15 protein-coding genes and 1 pseudogene are annotated in these 18,976 nt (G+C 70.4%); 7 read left to right on the forward strand and 9 right to left on the reverse strand.

The features are described from left to right. Window positions 1–37 precede the first annotated feature (37 nt). Window positions 38–532, forward strand: a complete 495-nt coding sequence (gene greA, locus LRS10_RS16020; RefSeq protein ID WP_257838144.1) for a transcription elongation factor GreA — start codon at window positions 38–40, stop codon at window positions 530–532. A 6-nt stretch (window positions 533–538) separates the two neighbouring features. Here greA and LRS10_RS16025 read toward each other — a convergent pair whose 3' ends face one another. After that, the gene (locus LRS10_RS16025; RefSeq protein ID WP_257838145.1) at window positions 539–1,219 is read right to left on the reverse strand and encodes a PAS domain-containing protein; all 681 of its coding nucleotides are present in this window, start codon (window positions 1,217–1,219) and stop codon (window positions 539–541) included. Window positions 1,220–1,390: 171 nt separating this feature from the next. On the opposite strand from LRS10_RS16025, the gene LRS10_RS16030 reads away from it, so the two are divergent. Next, window positions 1,391–2,863 carry a M48 family metalloprotease gene (locus tag LRS10_RS16030; protein WP_257838146.1) on the forward strand — a complete coding sequence of 491 codons (1,473 nt, stop codon included), beginning with the start codon at window positions 1,391–1,393 and terminating at the stop codon, window positions 2,861–2,863. Window positions 2,864–2,914: 51 nt separating this feature from the next. Continuing rightward, window positions 2,915–3,631 carry a glycine zipper 2TM domain-containing protein gene (locus LRS10_RS16035; protein ID WP_257838147.1) on the forward strand — a complete coding sequence of 239 codons (717 nt, stop codon included), beginning with the start codon at window positions 2,915–2,917 and terminating at the stop codon, window positions 3,629–3,631. 92 nt (window positions 3,632–3,723) lie between these two features. On the opposite strand, the gene LRS10_RS16040 is transcribed toward LRS10_RS16035, so the two are convergent. Beyond that, window positions 3,724–4,713, reverse strand: coding sequence for a nitronate monooxygenase family protein (locus LRS10_RS16040; RefSeq protein ID WP_257838148.1), 990 nt, complete (start codon window positions 4,711–4,713; stop codon window positions 3,724–3,726). A gap of 244 nt (window positions 4,714–4,957) precedes the next feature. Here LRS10_RS16040 and LRS10_RS16045 point away from each other — a divergent pair, with 244 nt between their 5' ends. After that, on the forward strand, window positions 4,958–5,758 hold the full coding sequence (locus tag LRS10_RS16045; RefSeq protein ID WP_257838149.1) for a DUF6544 family protein: 801 nt from the start codon (window positions 4,958–4,960) through the stop codon (window positions 5,756–5,758). 110 nt (window positions 5,759–5,868) lie between these two features. Further along, complete coding sequence (locus LRS10_RS16050) at window positions 5,869–6,399, forward strand: hypothetical protein (protein WP_257838150.1); 531 nt, start codon at window positions 5,869–5,871, stop codon at window positions 6,397–6,399. Here the strand turns inward: LRS10_RS16050 and LRS10_RS16055 are convergent. The 3 genes from LRS10_RS16055 to LRS10_RS16065 all read right to left on the reverse strand — a co-directional run bounded on the left by LRS10_RS16055 (window position 6,371) and on the right by LRS10_RS16065 (window position 8,957). Then, the gene (locus tag LRS10_RS16055; protein ID WP_257838151.1) at window positions 6,371–7,315 is read right to left on the reverse strand and encodes a TraB/GumN family protein; all 945 of its coding nucleotides are present in this window, start codon (window positions 7,313–7,315) and stop codon (window positions 6,371–6,373) included. The two genes, LRS10_RS16050 and LRS10_RS16055, sit on opposite strands and share 29 nt — an antisense overlap. Window positions 7,316–7,404: 89 nt before the next feature. After that, window positions 7,405–8,283, reverse strand: a complete 879-nt coding sequence (locus tag LRS10_RS16060; protein WP_257838152.1) for an alpha/beta fold hydrolase — start codon at window positions 8,281–8,283, stop codon at window positions 7,405–7,407. 188 nt (window positions 8,284–8,471) lie between these two features. Further along, window positions 8,472–8,957: a flavodoxin family protein gene (locus LRS10_RS16065; protein WP_257838153.1), complete on the reverse strand. Its 486-nt coding sequence runs from the start codon at window positions 8,955–8,957 to the stop codon at window positions 8,472–8,474. A gap of 417 nt (window positions 8,958–9,374) precedes the next feature. Between LRS10_RS16065 and LRS10_RS16070 the strand changes: the two genes are divergently transcribed. Next, complete coding sequence (locus LRS10_RS16070; RefSeq protein ID WP_257838154.1) at window positions 9,375–10,391, forward strand: serine hydrolase; 1,017 nt, start codon at window positions 9,375–9,377, stop codon at window positions 10,389–10,391. Window positions 10,392–10,540: 149 nt separating this feature from the next. Here LRS10_RS16070 and LRS10_RS16075 read toward each other — a convergent pair whose 3' ends face one another. Both LRS10_RS16075 and LRS10_RS16080 read right to left on the reverse strand, forming a co-directional pair. After that, entirely contained in the window at window positions 10,541–11,896 is a 1,356-nt protein-coding gene (locus LRS10_RS16075) for an amidohydrolase family protein (protein WP_257838155.1), read from the reverse strand. Further along, window positions 11,893–13,209, reverse strand: a pseudogene (locus LRS10_RS16080) (amidohydrolase). The gene LRS10_RS16075 and the pseudogene LRS10_RS16080 overlap by 4 nt, the downstream one beginning before the upstream one ends. 258 nt (window positions 13,210–13,467) lie before the next feature. Between LRS10_RS16080 and aspS the strand changes: the two are divergent. After that, window positions 13,468–15,246: an aspartate--tRNA ligase gene (gene aspS, locus LRS10_RS16085; RefSeq protein WP_257838156.1), complete on the forward strand. Its 1,779-nt coding sequence runs from the start codon at window positions 13,468–13,470 to the stop codon at window positions 15,244–15,246. A gap of 40 nt (window positions 15,247–15,286) precedes the next feature. Here the strand turns inward: aspS and LRS10_RS16090 are convergent, their stop codons facing one another. After that, window positions 15,287–16,291, reverse strand: coding sequence for a pentapeptide repeat-containing protein (locus LRS10_RS16090; protein ID WP_257838157.1), 1,005 nt, complete (start codon window positions 16,289–16,291; stop codon window positions 15,287–15,289). Between the two features lie 85 nt (window positions 16,292–16,376). Continuing rightward, entirely contained in the window at window positions 16,377–18,881 is a 2,505-nt protein-coding gene (locus LRS10_RS16095) for a ribonucleotide reductase (RefSeq protein ID WP_257838158.1), read from the reverse strand. Window positions 18,882–18,976 lie beyond the last annotated feature (95 nt).

The following is an 18,976-nucleotide window of genomic DNA, read 5'->3' on the forward strand; positions in this document are numbered from 1 at the left end:
CCTTCCACCGGGGCCGGCCAGCGCCTAAGTCCCTGTCATGGCCGTCGCATTCACCCGGGAAGAGGACTACGAGGCGCAGGCGGCCGACCTGCCCGACCGTCCGATCTCGCCGCACCCCAACCTGGTGACGCCGGAAGGGCTCGCCGCCATCGAGCGCGAGCTCGCCGCGGCGCGCGCCGCCTACACCGAAGCCCAGGCCACGGCCAAGGACGGGCCCGGCGTCAGCGCCGACCGCACGGCCATGGCTCGGGCCACGCGCGACCTGCGCTACTGGTCGGCGCGGCGCGCGAACGCCCAGCTGACCACGCCCGAGGGGCCCGCCGACAAGGCCCTGTTCGGACGCACCGTCGAGATCGAGCGCGAGGACGGCCGGCGGCAGGTGTTCCGCATCGTGGGCGAGGACGAGGCCGATCCCGCCCGGGGCAGCGTGTCCTACGTCTCGCCGCTGGCGAAGGCGCTGCTGGGAAAGGCGGTGGGCGACATCGTGACCGTCAACGGGGCCGAGGTCGAGGTCGTCGCCGTCCGGCCCTGAGCCGGCCTAGGTTTCGGCGGTCCCGCTCACGTCCTGGATCACCGCCGCCACCCCGCCGGTCATCAGCGGCACCACGTCGAACCGGAACACCTGGCCCGGACGCCCGGCCGAGGGGAGCTCCTGACGCTGAGGATTGCGCGTCTGCAGCACTTCGCGCACCAGCCGCCCCGGCGCGCTATCGGACGAGCCCGGGAACAGCTCGTCGATCGAGCGCTCCAGCATCTCCTCGCGGGTCAGGCCGTACAGCCGCGCCGCCGCGCTGTTGACGTAGGTGAAGCGCAGGTTGCGATCGAGGGCGACGTAGCCGTCGGCCAAGCCGTCCAGCGCCGCGGCCACGGCGGCCTCTGCGTCGTAGCGGACGGTGATGTCCTCGATGTAGACGAAGAAGCCGGGGATGCGCCCGTCGGCCTCCCGGGCCGGCGCGAACACCATCCTCACCCGCCGCGCGCCGCGCCGGCTGTAGGCCAGGCTGGACTCGAACTCCACCGTCCCGCCGTCCAGCGCGGTCTTGACGTAAACCTCGGTGCTCTCGGCCGCCTTGGAACCCAGCACATCGGCCAGGGTACGGCCCACGACCTTGTCCGCCGTCTGCCCGAACCACCGCTCGTAGGCCTTGTTCACGAACCGGTAGACGCCGGTCCGGTCGACATAGGTCGTGGGCAGCGGCGAGGCGGCGACCGCGCTCATCACCGCTTCAAGGGAAACGCCGTTTAACAAAGGAAAAGTCCGCAGGGGTCGGGCCTTTGCAGTAGAGCAAGCGCCCCGGCTTGGCGAGCGTTCCGCAGCCTTGGCCTTGCGCGGGCCGGAACCCAGCGGCGAAAAACGCTTTCTCCCCGGCGCAAACTCGGAGTGACGCCCATGACCGCCCGGCGACTGAAGCGCAAGATCCTGGCCGGCGCCTGCACGGCGGCCTTGGCCCTCCAGGCGACCGCCTCCGGCGCCGCAGCGCAGGGGATGAACCCTGGCAATCCGCCCGTGCCGCGCGAGCACGCGGCGGCGGTCGAGACCTACGGCGGGCTCTACACCGGTCCGGCCGCGGCCTACGTGGCCCAGGTCGGCGGCCGGGTCGCCCAGGTCTCCGGCCACCGGGCCGCCTGCGGCTTTCATGTGGTCAACAGCGACGTCGTCAACGCCTTCACCAGCCCGCCCGGCTGCCACGTCTACATCACCCGCGGCCTGCTGGGCCTGCTCAGCAGCGAGGACGAGCTGGCCGCCGTCCTCGGCCACGAGGTGGGCCACGTCACCGCCAACCACGCCGGCAAGCGCCAGCAGCGCAGCACCATCACCGGCCTTGGCGCGCTGATCCTCGGCGCCGCCACGGGCTCGAACGATCTCGCGCGGCTGGCGAGCGGCTTCGGTCAGCTCAACGTCCTGTCCTACTCCCGCGCCCAGGAGCTGCAGTCCGACCAGCTCGCCGTGCGCTACCTCACCGCCGCCGGCTACTCCCCCTATGCTCTGGCCGACGTCATCACCGCCCTGCAGGGCCAGGAGCAGCTGATGGCCCGCGTCAGCGGCCGCGAGCAGAAGGCCGCCCCCGCCTGGGCCCAGACCCACCCACTGCACGGTGACCGCATCACCCGCGCCGTCCAGCACGCCCGCGCCACCGGCCAGCCGCCCGGGCCCGAGCGCGAGGCGGAGTACCTCGCCCGCATCGACGGCCTGGTCTTCGGGGATGACCCACGGCAGGGGTTCGTCGAAGGCCGCCGCTTCATCCACCCCGATCTCGGCATCGCCTTCGAGGCGCCCCCCGGCTTCACCCTCACCAACGGCTCCAGCGCGGTGAAGATCGAGGGCCAGGGCGGACAGCAGGCGCTGTTCTCCACCGCCCCGCTGCGCGGCGGCCTGGAAGCCTATGCCGAGGACGCCCTGCGCCGGGCCGTCGGCCAGACCCAGGTCCAGACCGGGCGGCCCGAGCGCACCCGCATCAACGGCCTGGAGGCGGTGATCCTGCCGGCCAGGGCGCAATCGCAACGCGGTTGGCTGGACCTGACGGTGGCCGCCTACGCCACCGGCCCCGATACGGCCTATCACTTCGTCACCCTGGGCCCGGCCAACTCCGGCCGCACCTTCGAGCCGTTGATCGGCTCGTTCCGCCGCTTGAGCCGGGAGGAGGCCCGTACCGCCCGTCCGCGTGTGATCCAGGTGGTCCAGGTCCGCCCCGGCGAGACGGTCCAGTCCCTGTCGGGCCGCATGGCGGTCGAGGCCGCGCCCGAAGCCCACTTCCGGCTGCTGAACGGCCTGCGCGACGGCGACGAACTCCGTCCCGGGCAGCGGGTGAAGATCGTCGCGTACGAGGGCGGGCCGGCCCGGTCCGCCCGGCGCGGCGACTAGGGAACCTCCACCTTGGCGCAGGTGTTTGGCCGAGGAACGAAGGAAAAACCAATGCGCAAGAGCCTCATCGCCGGCGGCGTCGCCGCCCTGGCCCTCATCCCCAGCCTCGCCCACGCCCAGCAGACCTGCGAGGAGCGGCGCAACAACCGCATCGCCGGCACCGTCGTGGGCGGCGCGCTGGGCGCCATCGCCGGCAGCGCGGTGGCCGGCCGCGGCGACCGCAACGAAGGCGCTGTCATCGGCGGCCTGGCCGGCGCGGTCATCGGCAACCAGGTGTCCAAGGGCAACGGCGACTGCCGTCGCGCCTACGGCTGGTACGACAACAACGGCGTCTGGCACTCCAACGCTGTCGAGCGCAGCTATGCGCAAGGCTACTACGACCGGAACGGCAACTGGATCGAGGGCCGCCCGCCGGCCGGCGACTGGGATCGCAGCGGCCGCTGGGCCATGTCGGCGAACAGCTACGGCGCAAACGCCAACAGCTACGGCCCGCCTGGTTATACCTACCGCTACCGCTCGGAATGGCGCGACGCCCCTGAGGACATCCGGGCCCGCACCGACTGGCTCGAGAACCGGATCGTCCGCAGCCGCAACAGCGGCGCCATCTCCCGCCGCGAATCCCAGCAGGCCATGAACACCCTGCAGGACATCCGCCGCCAGGAGCGCACCTACTGGCGTGACGGCCGTCTCGACCCGCGCGAGGCCGACACCCTGATGGCCCGCCTCGACGACCTCAACGCCAAGATCCGCTACGACCGCCGCGACTAGGCGTCGCGTCGCCGGCTTCGACCTCCCCCGCGTCAGCGGGGAGGGGACGACCGGCTGCAGAGGGGCCGCCGGCCCCGCCGCTAGACGGCTGACTAGGCCGCGGCGCCGCTGCTCGCGAAGCGGTCCAGACGGCTGCGGATGATCGCGTCCGCCTCGCTCATGATGCGCTGGATCAGCTCGGCCACGGTGGGCACGTCGTGGATCAGGCCGACCACCATGCCGCAGCTCCAGCCGCCGGCGTCCATCTGCCCGTCCTTCATGATCGCGGGATAGACGCCGGCCACCTCGGGCGCGATGTCGGCGAAGGTGATCTTGTCGCCCAGCGTCCGCTCCTTCTCGAGCAGCCGCTCGACGCCGGCGTTGGTCAGGACGCGCTCGGTGTTGCGCAGCGGCCGCATGATCAGCCGGGTGTCCAGCTCGTTGGCGGCGAGGATCGCCTGCTTCACGTTCTCATGCACCGGCGCTTCGACGGTCGCGATGAAGCGCGTGCCCATGTTGATTCCCTCGGCGCCCAGCGCCAGCGCCGCGACGAGCTGGCTCCCGGTCGCACAGCCGCCGGAGGCCACGAACGGGATCTTCAGCTCTTCCGCCGCACGCGGCAGCAGCACCCAGTTGCCCACGTCGTCTTCCCCGGGATGCCCGCCGCACTCGAAGCCGTCGACGCTGACCGCATCGCAGCCGATCGACTCGGCCTTCAGCGAGTGCCGCACCGAGGTGCACTTGTGGATCACCTTGATGCCGGCCTCTTTCAGGGCGGGCAGCCACTTCTGCGGATTGTTGCCGGCGGTCTCCACCGCCTTGACGCCGCTCTTGACGATGACTTCGACGAAGCCCGGGTAGTCCGGCGGGGTCACGGCCGGCAGGAAGGTGAGGTTCACGCCGAAAGGCTTGTCGGTCATCTCGCGGCAGCGCCCGATCTCCCTGGCGAGGTTCTCGGGCGTGCCCTGGGTCAGTCCGGTGATGATCCCCAGCCCGCCAGCGTTGGACACCGCGGCCGCCATCTCGGCGTAGCCGACCATGTGCATGCCGCCCTGGATGATCGGGTGCTCGATGCCGAACAGTTCGGTGATCTGCGTCTTCATGGCCTTGTCCCCTGCAACGTCACCGGAAGGCGTACAGGGGCGCCGTGGCGTGCGGCAATCTGAATTGTCACGGAGAGAACGGCGGCGCGGAGCCCCTTACCTGGGACCGCGTGCTGATCTGGATCAAGGCGCCGCCGCCCGGGCGCGCGCGAAATAGGCGTGGAGGCGGTCTCATGACGGGTGGTCGCAGGAAGATGGTTCTGTTGGCGGGCGGGGGGCCGCCGTCGCCTTCGGCGCGGCGGCAGTGTCGCTTCTGGTCATGCGGGATGGCGACCGGCGCGCGGATGAGCAGGCGATGGACGCCCTGCGGCCGGGCGGCGCCGCAGCGCCCCGGACGTTCGATCCGGCGATGGTGGCCGATCTGCCGGAACCCGCGCGCCGCTACTTCCTGTACGCGATTACGCCGGGAGCCCCGCTGAGGCTCGTCGCCGACATCGAGATGACCGGCCAGCTCAGCCTCGGCTCAAAGGCCAAGCCCAACTATCTCTCCATGACCGGACGACAGGTGCTGCGGCTCGACGGGTTCGTGTGGCGGGTTCGGGCCGGCGGCCGCGGGATGTGGTTCTCGGGGTCCGACGGCTATGCGGACGGCGAGGGCTGGACCCGCTTCTGGCTCTACGACGCCATCCCGATCGTCCGTGAGGGCGGCGGAGACGACATCGCCAGGTCCGCGGCCGGCCGCGCGGTGGCCGAGTCGCTGTTCTGGGCGCCCGCCGCCCTTCTGCCGTCGGAACAGGTGCGGTGGGAGGCGGTCGACGGCGACACGGCCCGGGCGATCGTGACTGTCGCCGGGCATGAACATCGGGTGGAGCTCACCGTCGACCCCGACGGAAGACCGCGTTCGGTGTCCCTCATGCGCTGGAGCCGCGAGAACCCGGAGAAAACGTGGCGGCTGCAGCCTTTCGGCGGGACGATCGAGGCCATCCTGGAGGTCGACGGCTATCGGGTGGCCGAGGCGGTGGACGGGGGCAACTGGTTCGGAACGCCGGACTACTTCCCCTTCTACAAGGCGCGCGTCACGCGGATCAGCCTGCATCCGGGTTGAGCCTGCGGAAGACAACGTCCGCGCCTGCGCCAAGGAACGACCAGCAATCGGCGCCGGTCCGGCTTTCGGAGTGAAGTCAACGGGTAACCAGGATCTGTTCTAATGCCGCCATGCCTCAGTCCGACGCCCAACAGTACCCGGGTGAACTGACCACCTCCGCCGAGCTTCTCAGGCTTGCGGTCGAGTATCGCGCCGCCGCACAGGCGACACGGAAGCTCGGGCGACCCGGCGAGCGGTTATCTCTGGCGCCGTACAGACTGATCGCGATCCATGCGATCGAGCTCTATTTGAGCGCACTGTTATTGCACATCGGCCACAGGCACGCCCGCGTGCGGGGCCTGCAGCACGATCTGGCGGCTCGGGCGGACCTCGCCGCCCAGGGCGGCCTAAAGCTGCGCCTCAAAACCGATGCACATCTACGTACGCTCGCGGACACCCGTGAGTACCTGATCAGCCGTTACGCACCGGAAGCCGCCACCATGCTTTCGCAAGTCAACCGTCTGGCTGCGAGCCTCGACGAGGTGGCCCGGAAGGTCGAGGCGATCATCGCGCGGGCGCCGCCAGAACCTGGGTCGCACGCACAGTTCTTCGTCGTCGAACCCGTGCGCGCCGCTAGTCCACCAGCTCGGATGGATCGGTAATCTCGTAGCCGCGGCGGGCGAGCTGCTCGAGGACGCCGTCCCGCAGGAGCAACTGGCGCAGCGGGACAACGGCGACCGAGGCGCCGGGGGTCTTCAGGGCCTCGCTGATCGCTTCGACCTGGTCCATCACGCTGGCGGCGACGAAGGCGTCCATGAACAGCTCGCGGCAGATGTCGCCGCCCTTCGGGACGTCGAGCGCCCGCCGCACGTCGCCGCGAGCCCACGCCTCGGCCGCGGCGCGATAGCGTTCGGGCGGCGTCTCCACATTTTCGAGGTTGCCCTCCAGGCACTGCGCCACCTTCTCCTCCTCACGCATCTCGCGGGCGGCGGACTTCAGGACCGGCACGAAGCGGTGGGTGACATGCTCGACTTTCACCCGCCCGCGCCGCGCGAGGTCGCGCGCCGTCCGCTCGGGCGCCTGGCCGCCGTCCAGCTTCCAGTGGTCGTAGTAGTCGTTGCGCAGGAGCCGTCCCGCCCATACCGGCGTCCATCCGTCGTAGCGTGACGCCGGTTTGCCCAGGGCCGTGCGGGCGACGGCGAAGCGCGCGGCGAGTTCGGGCGGGACCGACTGCTCCAGCGGGGTCTTCTGCTTCAGCTCGCCCCGCAGCCTGAGCAGCGAGAAGGCGTCGCCGAGACCGACGGAGGCTCCCGATGGCAGGATGAGGGTCTTGGCGCCGCCGATCCTCTGCTCCAGCGGCGTCGCATTCCACTGCACCGACTTCGGCAGCGGCCCCATGGGACCGCCGAGAATCCAGACGACGGACTCGCCGTCCCGCACCTCCCACCATGCCGGATTGGGCTTCGCCGCCGTGACCACCAGGGCCTCGACGACCGTGTCCTGCCCGTCTTGCGCGGCGACCGCGCCCGGCGCGTAGCCTGCGAGGAGAGCGAGGACGGCGACGTGCAGCAGGCGCATGCCGTGATGCTTCTACGCCCGGTCTGGCTTGGCAAGCCGCTGCGGTGTTTGCGCCTGGCGCTCGCCGCCCTCGCCAGCATCAGGCCCGCCTATTCCGCGGGCTCCAGCGCCTCGCCAGCCACGGGGTCGCCCGCCAGGGTTCCGTCGAGCCAGGCCAGGATGTCGTGGTTGATGATCTCAGCGTGCGTGGAGGCCATGCCGTGCGGCAGGCCGGCATAGACCTTCAACGTGCCGTGCTTCACCAGCTTGATCGCCTTCAGCGCCGAGTCGTGGATCGGCACGATCTGGTCGTCGTCCCCGTGAAGGATCAGCACCGGCACGTCGATCTTCTTAAGATCGTCGGTGAAGTCCGTCTCGGAGAAGGCCTTGATGCAGTCGTAGTGGCCCTTCACGCCGCCCATCATCCCCTGCAGCCACCATTTGTCGATCAGCCCCTGGCTGACCTTCGCACCGGGCCGGTTGAAGCCGTAGAACGGCCCCGCCGGGATCTCCTTGAAGAACTGGGCGCGGTCGGCGAGCGTGCTGGCGCGGAAGCCGCCGAACACCTCCAGCGGGAGACCGTCGGGGTTGCTTTCCTTCTTCACCATCACGGGCGGCACGGCGCCGATCAGGACGGCGCGCGCCGCGCGGTCTGTCCCATGGCGGCCAAGGTAGCGGGCGACCTCGCCGCCGCCGGTCGAGTGGCCCACATGGATGGCGTCCTTCAGGTCCAATGCCTCGACCACCGCGCGCAGGTCGTCGGCGTAGGCGTCCATCTCGTTGCCGTCCCAAGTCTGGGTCGAGCGGCCGTGGCCCCGGCGGTCGTGGGCTACGGCGCGGTAGCCGTGGTCGGCGAAGAACATCATCTGCGCGTCCCAGTCGTCGGCGGTGAGCGGCCAGCCATGGCTGAACACGATGGGCTGCCCATCCTTGCGACCCCAGTCCTTGTAGAAGATCTGGGCTCCGTCCTTCGCGGTCACATAGGGCATTGCAGGCCTCCTTCGAGCTTGCGGGAGGGCAGGGGTTTCTCCTGCCGCGCGCGACCGTACGCCCGCTCCACGACGGCGCCGCGACGATCCGTTCGGCCTCTCGAAGATGTGAGCGGTATCTCTGCCGGCCCCGTCGTGGTGCGAACATTTTCGGCGCCCAGCGATCCGGAGGGCTGCGCCATCTTCCGTCAGAAGACGCCCATGGCGAGGCCGGCCGCCAATCCCTGGCCAAGGTCGCGGGCGGCCGAGAGGTCGGCGGGCTTCAGCATCTTCGGCGCCGCGATCGCCTCGGCGGTCTGGGCGTGGGTGCAGACGATGAGGGGCTCGGCCACGGCCTTCAGACGCCAGCCGGTCGCGATCCGGGCGAGCTGGCGCGCGGCGTTGCGTCCGTCGCTGCCGGCGGCGATCACGCAGCCATAGGGGCGGCCGTTCAGCCGCTCCAGCACGGCGTAGTAGGTGCGGTCGAAGAACTCCTTCATCTCGCCGGACAGCGCCGCCAGGTTCTCGGGACCGGCGAAGAGATAGCCATCGGCGGAGAGCAGGTCGTCCGCGCTCGCCTCCGCCGCCCGCCGCACCACCACCTCGGCCTCGGCCCGCGCTCCCTCCGCCGCCGCCTCGGCCAGGGCTTGCGAGGCGCCGGTGCGCGAATGCCAGACGATCAGGAGTTGTTTCATGACCTCAGCCTAGCTGTTGTGCGGAACGAAGCCGACCGTCTAGGGTCGCCGCAAACAAACCGAATGTTCGAGGGGGAGCTTCCATGATCATGACCCGCCGCCGCGCCGCGGCCCCAATGGCCATCGCGGCCGCCATCGCCCTGGCCGTGAGCCCTGCGTCGGGCTTCGCCCAGGCCGCGAGGAAGGCGCCGGCGCTGGAGCTCACCCAGACCGTCGCGCCCGAGGCAGTCGGCTTCGACAGCCAGCGGCTGGCCCGCCTCGACGCCTACATGGCCAAGGTGGTGGCCGACGGGCGCGTGCCGGGCATGACCACCTTCCTCGCCCGCCACGGCAAGGTCGTGTCGTTCAAGACCTATGGCGCGAAGAGCTACGGCGGCCCGCCGATGACCCCCCGACACCATCTTCCGCATCTATTCGATGACCAAGCCGGTCACCGGCGTGGCGATGATGATCCTGTTCGAGGAGGGCCGCTGGCGCCTCGACGACCCGGTCACCCGCTACGTGCCCGAGTTCAAGAACCTGAAGGTGGTCAAGAGCATCGACGGCAACGGCAATGTGACGCTCGAGGACATGCGCCGCCCGCCGACCATGCGGGAGATCATGAGCCACACGGCCGGCTTCGGCTACGGCCTGCAGGACGACCACCCCATCGACAAGCTGTACCGCGAGAAGGAGGTGCTGGGCGCGCCCTCCACCAAGGCCATGATCGAGCGCACGGCGCAGATCCCGCTGGTGTTCCAGCCGGGGACCAACTGGCGCTACTCCAGCTCGGTCGACATCCAAGGCTACATCGTCGAGAAGCTGACCGGCCAGACGCTCGGCCAGTTCATGGAAAGCCGCATCTTCAAGCCGCTACGGATGAACGACACGGCCTTCTACGTGCCCGCCGCGAAGGCGGGCCGCCTGGCGCCGGTCTACTACTTCAACCGCGACACCCAGAAGGTCGAGGAGGCCAAGCAGCTCTTCGGCGGCGACATGCCGACCTACCTCCAGCCGCCGGCGTGGGAGAGCGGCGGCGGCGGCCTGGTGTCGACCACCATGGACTATGCCCGCTTCGCCCAGATGATCGCCAACAAGGGTGAGCTCGACGGCGTCCGCATCCTGTCGCCGGCCTCGGTCGAACTGATGGGCACGAACGTCATCCCCAACGATGTCCTGGTCTCGTCCAACGGCACCACCGGCTCGCGCTTCAATGAGGCGGTGGGCTTCGGCATGGACTTCATGGTGGTCAACGACCCGCGTGCCGCCGGCACCCTGGAAGGCAAGGGCAGCATGAGCTGGGGCGGCGCGGCCGGCACCTGGTTCTGGGTCGACCCGACCAACGACATCATCTTCGTCGGCATGATCCAGCGCCTTGGCGGCTCCGGCGGCGACGACCTCGGCGCCGCGGCCCGCACGCTCACCTATCAGGCGCTGGTGAACCCGGAGAAGTGAGGTTTCCGTCCCTCCTCTTCAGGGGAGGGACAGCTCGCCGGAGGCGAGCAGGGTGGGGGTCTCTCGATCCGGCGCCGAGCCCGGTCGTGGTCCCCCCACCCGGCCGCTTCGCGGCCATCCTCCCCTGAAGAGGAGGGATCAGTTCTGACTTACTTCGAATACGCCGGCGGCAGGGGCCGGTTCAGGTCCTTGTACCGGTCGCGCAGCTCGTACTGGCGCGAGGTCAGGGGTTGGGGCTCGCCGCGGATCAGGATCAGTTGCGGCCGCGACAGGGGCTCGAAGGGATCGCCCGACCAGACCACCAGGTCGGCGTCCTTCCCTGGCTCCAGCGAACCCAGCCGGTTCGCCACGCCGAAGGCGCGGGCCGGGTTGATGGTCACCGCCTTCAGCGCCGCCTCGTAGGGCAGGCCGTAAGCCACCGCGTTGCCGGCGTTGTAGCGGGTCTCATGGGCCCGGTGGGCTCCGCCCTGGCCCTCGATGATGACGCTGACGCCGGCGGCGTTCAGCCGGGCGGCGTTCTCCAGGCTGGCGCCCAGGCTCTCGAAGCTGGCCGGGCGGTTCTGGATCGGATTGAGGATCACCGGCACGCCGGCGGCGGCGATCTCGGCCGCCACCCGCCAGCCCTCGGTCGCCCCCGACAGGATGACCTTCAGCTTCTCCTCCCGGGCCAGCTTGAGCACGGCCCGGATGTCCGAGGCGCGGTTGGCGACCGCGATCAACGGCATCCTGCCCTCGACGACCGGGATCAGCGCCTCGAGGTCGGCTTTCGACAGCGCCAGGTCGCGGTAGCCAGCCCGCTCGTAGGCTGCCCGGTTCGCCCGATAGGCCCGGACGTCCTGCAACACGGTCTTCAGGAGCACGATCTGCGCCCCCCGCGCGCCGCCCGACAGGTTCGCCCCGCGGTCGCCGAACGGCGCCACCATCGCCACCTTGGCGCGGACCAGCGGTTCGCCGTCCTCCGCCAACTGGATCACCGCCGCCTGGCCCGAGAACAGGCCGTGGGTGTGCTCCGAGGCCCCGCCGCCGGCCGTCAGATCCTCGGCGCCGTCGTGGCTGTGGCCGTCATCGTTGTCGCTGCCCCGGGTCGCCGGCCTCGGCGTCACCACGGCGCTGGTGATTCCGCCCAGCCGGGCCACCGGGATGACGAAGCTGTCGGGGTTGAGCGCGTACTGCACATCAAAGGCGGCGCTGAGCTCAGGGTTGTTGACGCTGGCGTCGGAGCCGAGGGCCCCGATCTCCACGGCGCCCAGCAGGCTGTTTGCGGCGACGAAGCCGGGGGTCACGATCCCGCCCTTTGCGTCGACCACCTCGGCGCCCGCCGGCGTCGGCACATTGGGGCCGACGGCGACGATCTTGCCGTCTCGGACCACCACCGTTCCCGAGGCGATCTCGCCGGCCGGCCCGGCGGTCAGAACCCGGGCGTTGGTGATGGCGTAGGTGGCCGCGCCGGCCGGCCCGGCGAACGCGACGCAGAGGGCCGCGACGGCGGTCAGGGTACGTTTCATCGCAGGCCCCCCAGGCCGAGCTCGAAGTCCGACTTGGCCTGGTAGGCCGGGTTCGTCCGGTCGTAGGTCACCGCCCCGTCGATCCATACGCGTTCAGCCCGCGCATAGACGGAGAAGGGGTTCTTGTCCCACAGCACCACGTCGGCGCGCTTGCCGGGCTCCAGCGTGCCGGTCTCCTTCAGGATGCCGATCGCCTTGGCCGGGTTCGCCGTGATCCACTTGATCGCTTCGGCCTCGCTGATCTGCAGGCCCGCGGCGCGGCCGGCGGCGAGAGCCTCGGCGGCCTCCTGGTTCAGTCGCTGGATCAGGTCCGGATCGTCGGAATGGATGATGGCGCAGGCGCCGGCGGCGTGGATCAGGGCGGCGTTCGCCTCGATGCCGTCGAACTGCTCCAGCTTGCCGCCCCACCAATTGGCCCAGGTGGCGGCGCAGATGTCCTTCTGCGCCAGCACGTCGGCGATCTTGTAACCCTCGGTCGTGTGATGGAACGAGGTGATCCTGTAGCCGAACTCGGTCGCCACATCGATCATCTGGGCCATCTCGTCGGCCCGGTAGCAGTGGTTCTGGACCAGGATTTCGCCGCGCAGCACCCCGCGAGCGTGTCGAGCTGCAGGTCACGCTTCGGCGGGTCGGCCTTGTCGCCGGTTTCCGACTTTGCGTGGTAGGCGTCCCACTTGCGGGCGTACTCGGCGGCGTTGATCCACGCGGCGCGGTAGCCCGCCACATTGCCCATCCGGGTCGAGGGCGACCGGTTGCGGCCGCCATAGACGCGCTTGGGGTTCTCGCCGCAGGCCATCTTCAGACTGTGCGGCGCGCCAGGGAACTTCATCGCCTGGGTCGTCCGGGCGGGCACGTTGCGGAGCGTGACCCCGCGGCCGCCGAACAGGTTGGCCGAGCCCGGCAGGATGTGGACGGTCGTGACGCCGCCCGCTCGGGCCAGGTTGAAGCCCGGATCCTGCGGCCAGACCGAGTGCTCGGCCCAGACCTGGGCGGTGTTCGGGTCGGTGATCTCGTTGCCGTCGGAGTGTGCGGGCACGGACGGGGGAGGGATAGACGCCAAGGTGTGAGTGGGCGTCGATGACGCCGGGCGTCACCCAGCGGCCGCGGGCGTCCACCACCTCGTAGCCGGCGGGCGGGGCGGCAGCGGGGCCGACCGACTCGATCCTGCCGTCCCGCACCAGCACCATGCCGTTCTCGATCTGCGCGCCCGTGCCGGTGAGGACGGTGGCGCCGACCAGGGCCGTGGCGCGGCCGGGCAGGGGGCGATAGGTGCTGGCGAAGGCCTCGCCCGAGGCTTCCAGACCCCGGGGCAGCGGCTTGCTGCTCGACGCCACGGCTTTCGGCGATTCCTCCGCCGTGGTGGCGCAGGCGGCGAGGCTCGCCGCCAGGCTGGCCGCCAGCGCGGCCTTCAGAATCTGTGACACTCGGGTCCCCCGAACTTTCCCGGCGCGGAGTTGAGGCGACGCCGGGCGTTCAAGTCAAGGTCGCAGCCGGGTCCGCCGTCCTTGACAAGCGAAGATGCGCATGCGCCCTTCCGCGCCTCGCAAATCAGCCGATTTCAGCCACTTTTCATGCACCTTTACCGCACCCACACCTGCGGCCAACTCCGCGCTTCCGACACCGGCTCGCAGGTCCGCCTGTCCGGCTGGCTTCACCGCAAGCGCGACCACGGCGGCCTGATCTTCATCGACCTGCGCGACCACTACGGCCTGACGCAGCTGGTGGTCGGCCCGTCCACGCCCGGCTTCAACCTCGTCGAGCACCTGCGCGCCGAGAGCGTGATCCGGATCGAGGGAAAGGTCGTCGCGCGTTCAGCCGAGACGGTGAACGCCAACCTTCCGACCGGCGAGGTCGAGGTGCAGGTGAGCAACGTCGAGATCCTGTCGGAAGCCGCCGAGCTGCCGCTGCCGGTCTTCGGCGAGCCCGAATACCCGGAAGAGATCCGGCTGAAGAACCGCTTCCTCGATCTGCGCCGCGAGACACTGCACAAGAACATCGTCCTGCGCTCGAAGGTCATCCAGTCGATCCGCAACCGGATGATCGCCCAGGGCTTCCTCGAGTATCAGACGCCGATCCTGACGGCCTCCTCGCCGGAGGGCGCGCGCGACTTCCTGGTGCCGTCGCGCCTGCATCCGTCGAAGTTCTACGCGCTGCCGCAGGCGCCGCAGCAGTTCAAGCAGCTCTTGATGGTCGCCGGCTTCGACCGCTACTTCCAGATCGCGCCCTGCTTCCGCGACGAGGACCTCCGCGCCGACCGCAGCCTCGAATTCTACCAGCTCGACGTCGAGATGAGCTTCGTGACGCAGGAAGACGTCTTCGCCGCCATCGAGCCCGTCATGCACGGAGTCTTCGAGGAGTTCGGCGAGGGCAAGCCGGTCACACCTTATCCTTTCCCGCGAATCCCCTATCGCGAGGCGATCAGCAAGTACGGCACCGACAAGCCGGATATGCGCAATCCGCTGGTGATGCAGGAGGTCTCCGACCACTTCCGGGGCGGCGGCTTCGGTCTGTTCGCCCGCATTCTGGAAGACGCCAAGAACGCGGTGTGGGCCATTCCCGCCCCCAAGGGCGGCAGCCGCGCCTTCTGCGACCGCATGAACAGCTGGGCGCAGGGCGAGGGCCAGCCGGGCCTGGGCTATATCTTCTGGTCCGAGGACCAGGGCGGCTGGGGCGGTCCGATCGCCAAGAACCTGGGGCCGGAGAAGACCGCCGCCGTCATGGGCCAGCTCGGCCTGGGCGCGGGCGACGCCGCCTTCTTCGTCGCCGGCGACCCGAAGGTCTTCTACAAGTTCGCAGGCTCGGCCCGGACCAAGGTGGGCACGGACCTGAACCTCATCGACGAGGGCAAGTTCGAGTTCGTCTGGATCGTCGACTTCCCGATGTTCGAGTGGAACGAGGACGAGAAGCGGGTCGACTTCTCGCACAACCCGTTCTCGATGCCGCAGGGCGAACTGGAAGCGCTGAACACCAAGGATCCGCTGGATATCCTGGCCTACCAGTACGACATCGTCTGCAACGGCTATGAGCTGTGCTCGGGCGCGATCCGGAACCACCTGCCCGAGATCATGATCAAGGCCTTCGCGACGGCCGGCTACGGACCGGAAGTCGTCGAGGAGCAGTTCGGCGGCATGCTGAACGCCTTCCGCCATGGCGCGCCGCCGCACGGCGGCCTGGCGCCCGGCATCGACCGGATCGTGATGCTGCTGGCCGGCCAGACGGCGATCCGCGAGGTCATCGCCTTCCCGCTGAACCAGCAGGGCGAGGATCTGCTGATGAAGGCGCCGTCCGAGGTGACCGAGAAGCAGCTCAAGGAGCTGCACATCCGGCTCGCGCCGCCGATCAAGGCCTAGTCGCCCTGGCCCCGCGGCCTTCGTGGACCGGGGCGGCGCCCTAGTCGCTCGGGCCGAGGGTGATGATGTAGCGCGGCCCCTCCGGCGATGATGGCGGGGCGGGCGGCGCAGGCGGCCGCGGCGGCTTCACGATGACGCGCACGCCCTGACAGCCCTTTCCGGTGAGTCCGGCCGGCAGCCTGGTCCGCGAGTCGGCGCAGGCCTCGTCCACCTGCTCCTGGGTCAGCCCCCGGGCGCCCGAGAGGTCGGCGCCCCCGATCATCGCCCGCCGCAGGTTCGCGTCGCGGAAGTCGGCGCCGTCGAAGCTGGCGTGGCTCATCGAGGCCCCCCGCAGCTCGGCCGAACGGAAGGACGCCTTGTCGAAGCGGCCGTGGGACAGCATGGCCGCCGTCAGGTCGGCGTCCTGGAACACCGCGCCGGTGGCGTCGACCTTCTGCAGGTTGGCCGCCTTGAGCGAGGCCGATCGGAAGCTGGCGCCCCGCAGCGTGGCCCGGCTGAAATTGGCGCCGGCGGCGTTGGCGTCGGTCAACACCGCCTTGGTCAGGTCCGCCGAGTCGAACATGCCGCCGCGCAGCTCGGCGCTGCGCAGCACCACGCCGACCATCACCGCCTTCTGGAACATCGCGCCCGTGGCGTCGGCGTCCGTGAAGTCGGCCTTGGTCAGGTTGGCCGAGCCGAAGTGCACGCCGTGCGCCTCCGCCGCCCGAAGCCGGGCGCTGGAGAGGTTGGCGTTCGAGAAGTTCGCGCCGCTCATTCCCGCGTCGGTAAGGTCGGCGCGAGACAGATCGGCCCCCTCAAAGGAGGAGGCCTGGAACCGCGCGTCACGCAGGTTCGCGCCGACGAGCGCTGCGCCCGAGAAATTGGCTCCGATGATGTGAGCGCCGGCCAGGTTGCGGCCGGACAGTTCGCACTTCACGCAGCTGCCGCCGAACGAGGTGCGGCGGGCCACTTCCTTGTCGCCGAATGCAAGAGCTTGCCCGGCCAGCGCGCTCGCCGCCAGGAAGGCGGCGGCGGCGATTTTCAGGCGGGCGGAACGCTGGGTCACTTCAGGCCATCCTCATGGTCTTGAGCCCCACCTGTGCTCCGGGCCGCCCCTCGGCGCCACTTAAATCGCTGTAACTTTGAGGAACTTAGCCCGTCTGGTCCTCGCCGAAGCGGCCCGCGCGTGCGCCGCATGTCTCGCAGATCATGGCCTGGCCCTTCCGCACCACGGCGATGTCGCCGCAGGCGGCGCACACCTCCGCCGCTTCCAGCACCGCAGGCCCCGGATTGCGGTTCGCGGTCGGCAGGAAGACGAGGTTGTCGGGGGTCGATCCGCGCGAGAACCCACGCGAGATGAAGCGCGAGGCCGGCTGCGGCGCGGGCTCGGCGTCGCCCGCGGAGTCATGGCCGGCATCGGCCTTGCCGTTGCCAAGGCCATCGGCGTTCAGCGCGCCCGGGTCCTCGCTAGCCAGGTCCGAGCGGCCCAGATAGCTGATCCCCAGCTCGCGGAAGATATAGTCGAGGATCGAGGTCGCCGACTTCACCGTGTCGTTGCCGGTGACCGGTCCGGCGGGCTCGAACCGGGTGAAGACGAAGGCGTCCACGAACTCCTCCAGCGGCACGCCGTACTGCAGCCCGATAGAGATCGCGATGGCGAAGTTGTTCATCAGGCTTCGGAAGGCGGCGCCTTCCTTGTGCATGTCGATGAAGATCTCGCCCAGCTCGCCGTCGTCGTACTCGCCCGTATGGATATAGACCTTGTGGCCGCCCACTGAGGCCTTCTGGATGTAGCCCTTGCGGCGGTCGGGCAGTTTGCGGCGTGTGCGGTCGCGCTCGACGATCCGCTCGACGATGCGCTCTTCCGGCGCTCCGGCGGCCTGCGGTGGCGGCTCCCGCCGCTCGGGCAGGTCTGCGACGCTGGGAAGCTCCAGGACGGCGTCGGCCGGCGCGGCCTCGCGACGCAGACGCAGGGGCAGGCGGCTCGCCGAGAGCGCGGCCTGGAAGTCGGCGGGTGTCGCGCGCCAGGGGAGGGCGGTTTCGACGACCGGCGGCGCATCGAGCGCTGGCCGAAGGACGCTGAGCATCTCGACCTTGGCCGCGACGCTCAGTTCGGCCGCCGGTCGCAGATGGCGCTGTTGCGCCTCGGTCCCGACGCCGCTTCCGGTCAGGGTGTCGGCGCCCAGAGCGTAGGTCTCGGCGGCGAGGGCGTCGTCGCAGGCGAATCCGGCCAGCGCCAGCACGTCCAGGGCGGGATCGGTCAGCTGCTCCGGCGTCGCGCCCAACACGTCGCGGAGGAACCCGTCGCCCAGGATGCGGGGGGCGAACGCCTCGGCGAGACGCGCGACGAACGGCAGCTCGGCCTCGGCGGCGGCGATCTCGTGCTCGGAGAACCCGCGCGCCGCCAGGGACTGGACGTTCACGCCGGGCGCCTCGCCCAGGCTGCGGCGGCCCAGCAGCACCGCCTCCGCAGCGGCGCGATCGAGGGCGAGCGCATCCAGCCCGCGTAGCGCCGCGTCGGAGAGCACGCGCAAGATCTCGCCTTCGGCCGTCTCGGCGAGCGTGACCGGGCCGTTCCAAGGAGCGGCGTCCAGCCGCCCGCCCAGGCGCAGCGCCAGTTCCGGATCGTCGAAGGCGCCTAAGCGGCATTCGACGCCAGCCTCGCCGATCACCCGCCTTGCGGCGGCGTAGAGGTCGTGCGCTGCGGCGCGGCCCTCGTCGCTGCCGTAGTCCTGGCCCCGCGCGACCAGCCAGTCGCCGAGGCCGGCGAGGCCCAGCAGCCCCGGCTCGTCGGTGGCCGCCAGCGCCACGGCCGCCAAGTGGACGGCGCCCTCGAAGGCGTCCCAGTCGAAGCCGGCCTCGCCGAAGAAGGCCATCAGGTCGACTCCGCCCCGCGGCCAGGCGGCCAAGCCCGCCAACGCCTCGCCATCGGCGCGTTCGCGGACCGCGATCACCGCGCCGGTCGTCCAGGCGGCGCGGGCGAGGGCTCGCATCTCCGGCGGATCGGCGTCGCCGATGCGGCAGATCAGGTCCGGCCCCGTGGGCGCGATGTTGGACGGCGGCGCGGGCCACAGGCTCTCGCCGCTACGGGCCAGCGCCACGGCGTCCAGGATGGCGGCGTCGGAGGCGCCGGCGGCGCGGGCGGCTTCGGCCGCGCGCGCCAGGCTGCTGTTGCGGGTCGGATCCGCGCAGGCCTCTGCGTCGCCCTCACAGCGCAGGATGGCGTCCATCACGGCCTGCAGCCGCGCCGACAGCCGCTCGGCCGCGGCCTGGGCCGCCTCCCGCCCCCGGTGGGCCGCCTCGAGCGCCTGCAGCGCGGGGACGAAGTCCGGAGCGGCGGCGTCGATCACCCGGAGCGTCCGCCGCGTCCCATCCACGATGGCCACCGCGCCCAACAGCAGCGCCTCGGTCAGCCCTTCGCGGAACCGGCGCCGCGCGCGGAGATCCTTCACCAGGCCCTTCGCCTGGGCGCGCGCCGTCAGGGCTTCCGAATATTCGACGATGGCGGCGGCGAGATCGACGCGGCCGCCGGCCCAGTCCAGCCAGGCTTCGACGCGGGCATCGGTCCAGTGGGCGGGCGCGTCCACCTCGACCAGCCCGTCGGGCCTCTCCACGATGCGGCCCTCTATTCCCACGCGCGGCGCGTCACGGCCCATGAGCGACTCCCCTGTCGGGAAGCCTAGGCCGGCGAGTCGCGGCGCGCCAATAGATGTTGGGTGTCTGCGCCCGCTCATCCCCAACATATTGCTTT

Origin of the sequence: Phenylobacterium sp. J426 (assembly GCF_024699945.1) — a bacterium.
In the GTDB taxonomy this organism is placed as follows: domain Bacteria; phylum Pseudomonadota; class Alphaproteobacteria; order Caulobacterales; family Caulobacteraceae; genus Phenylobacterium.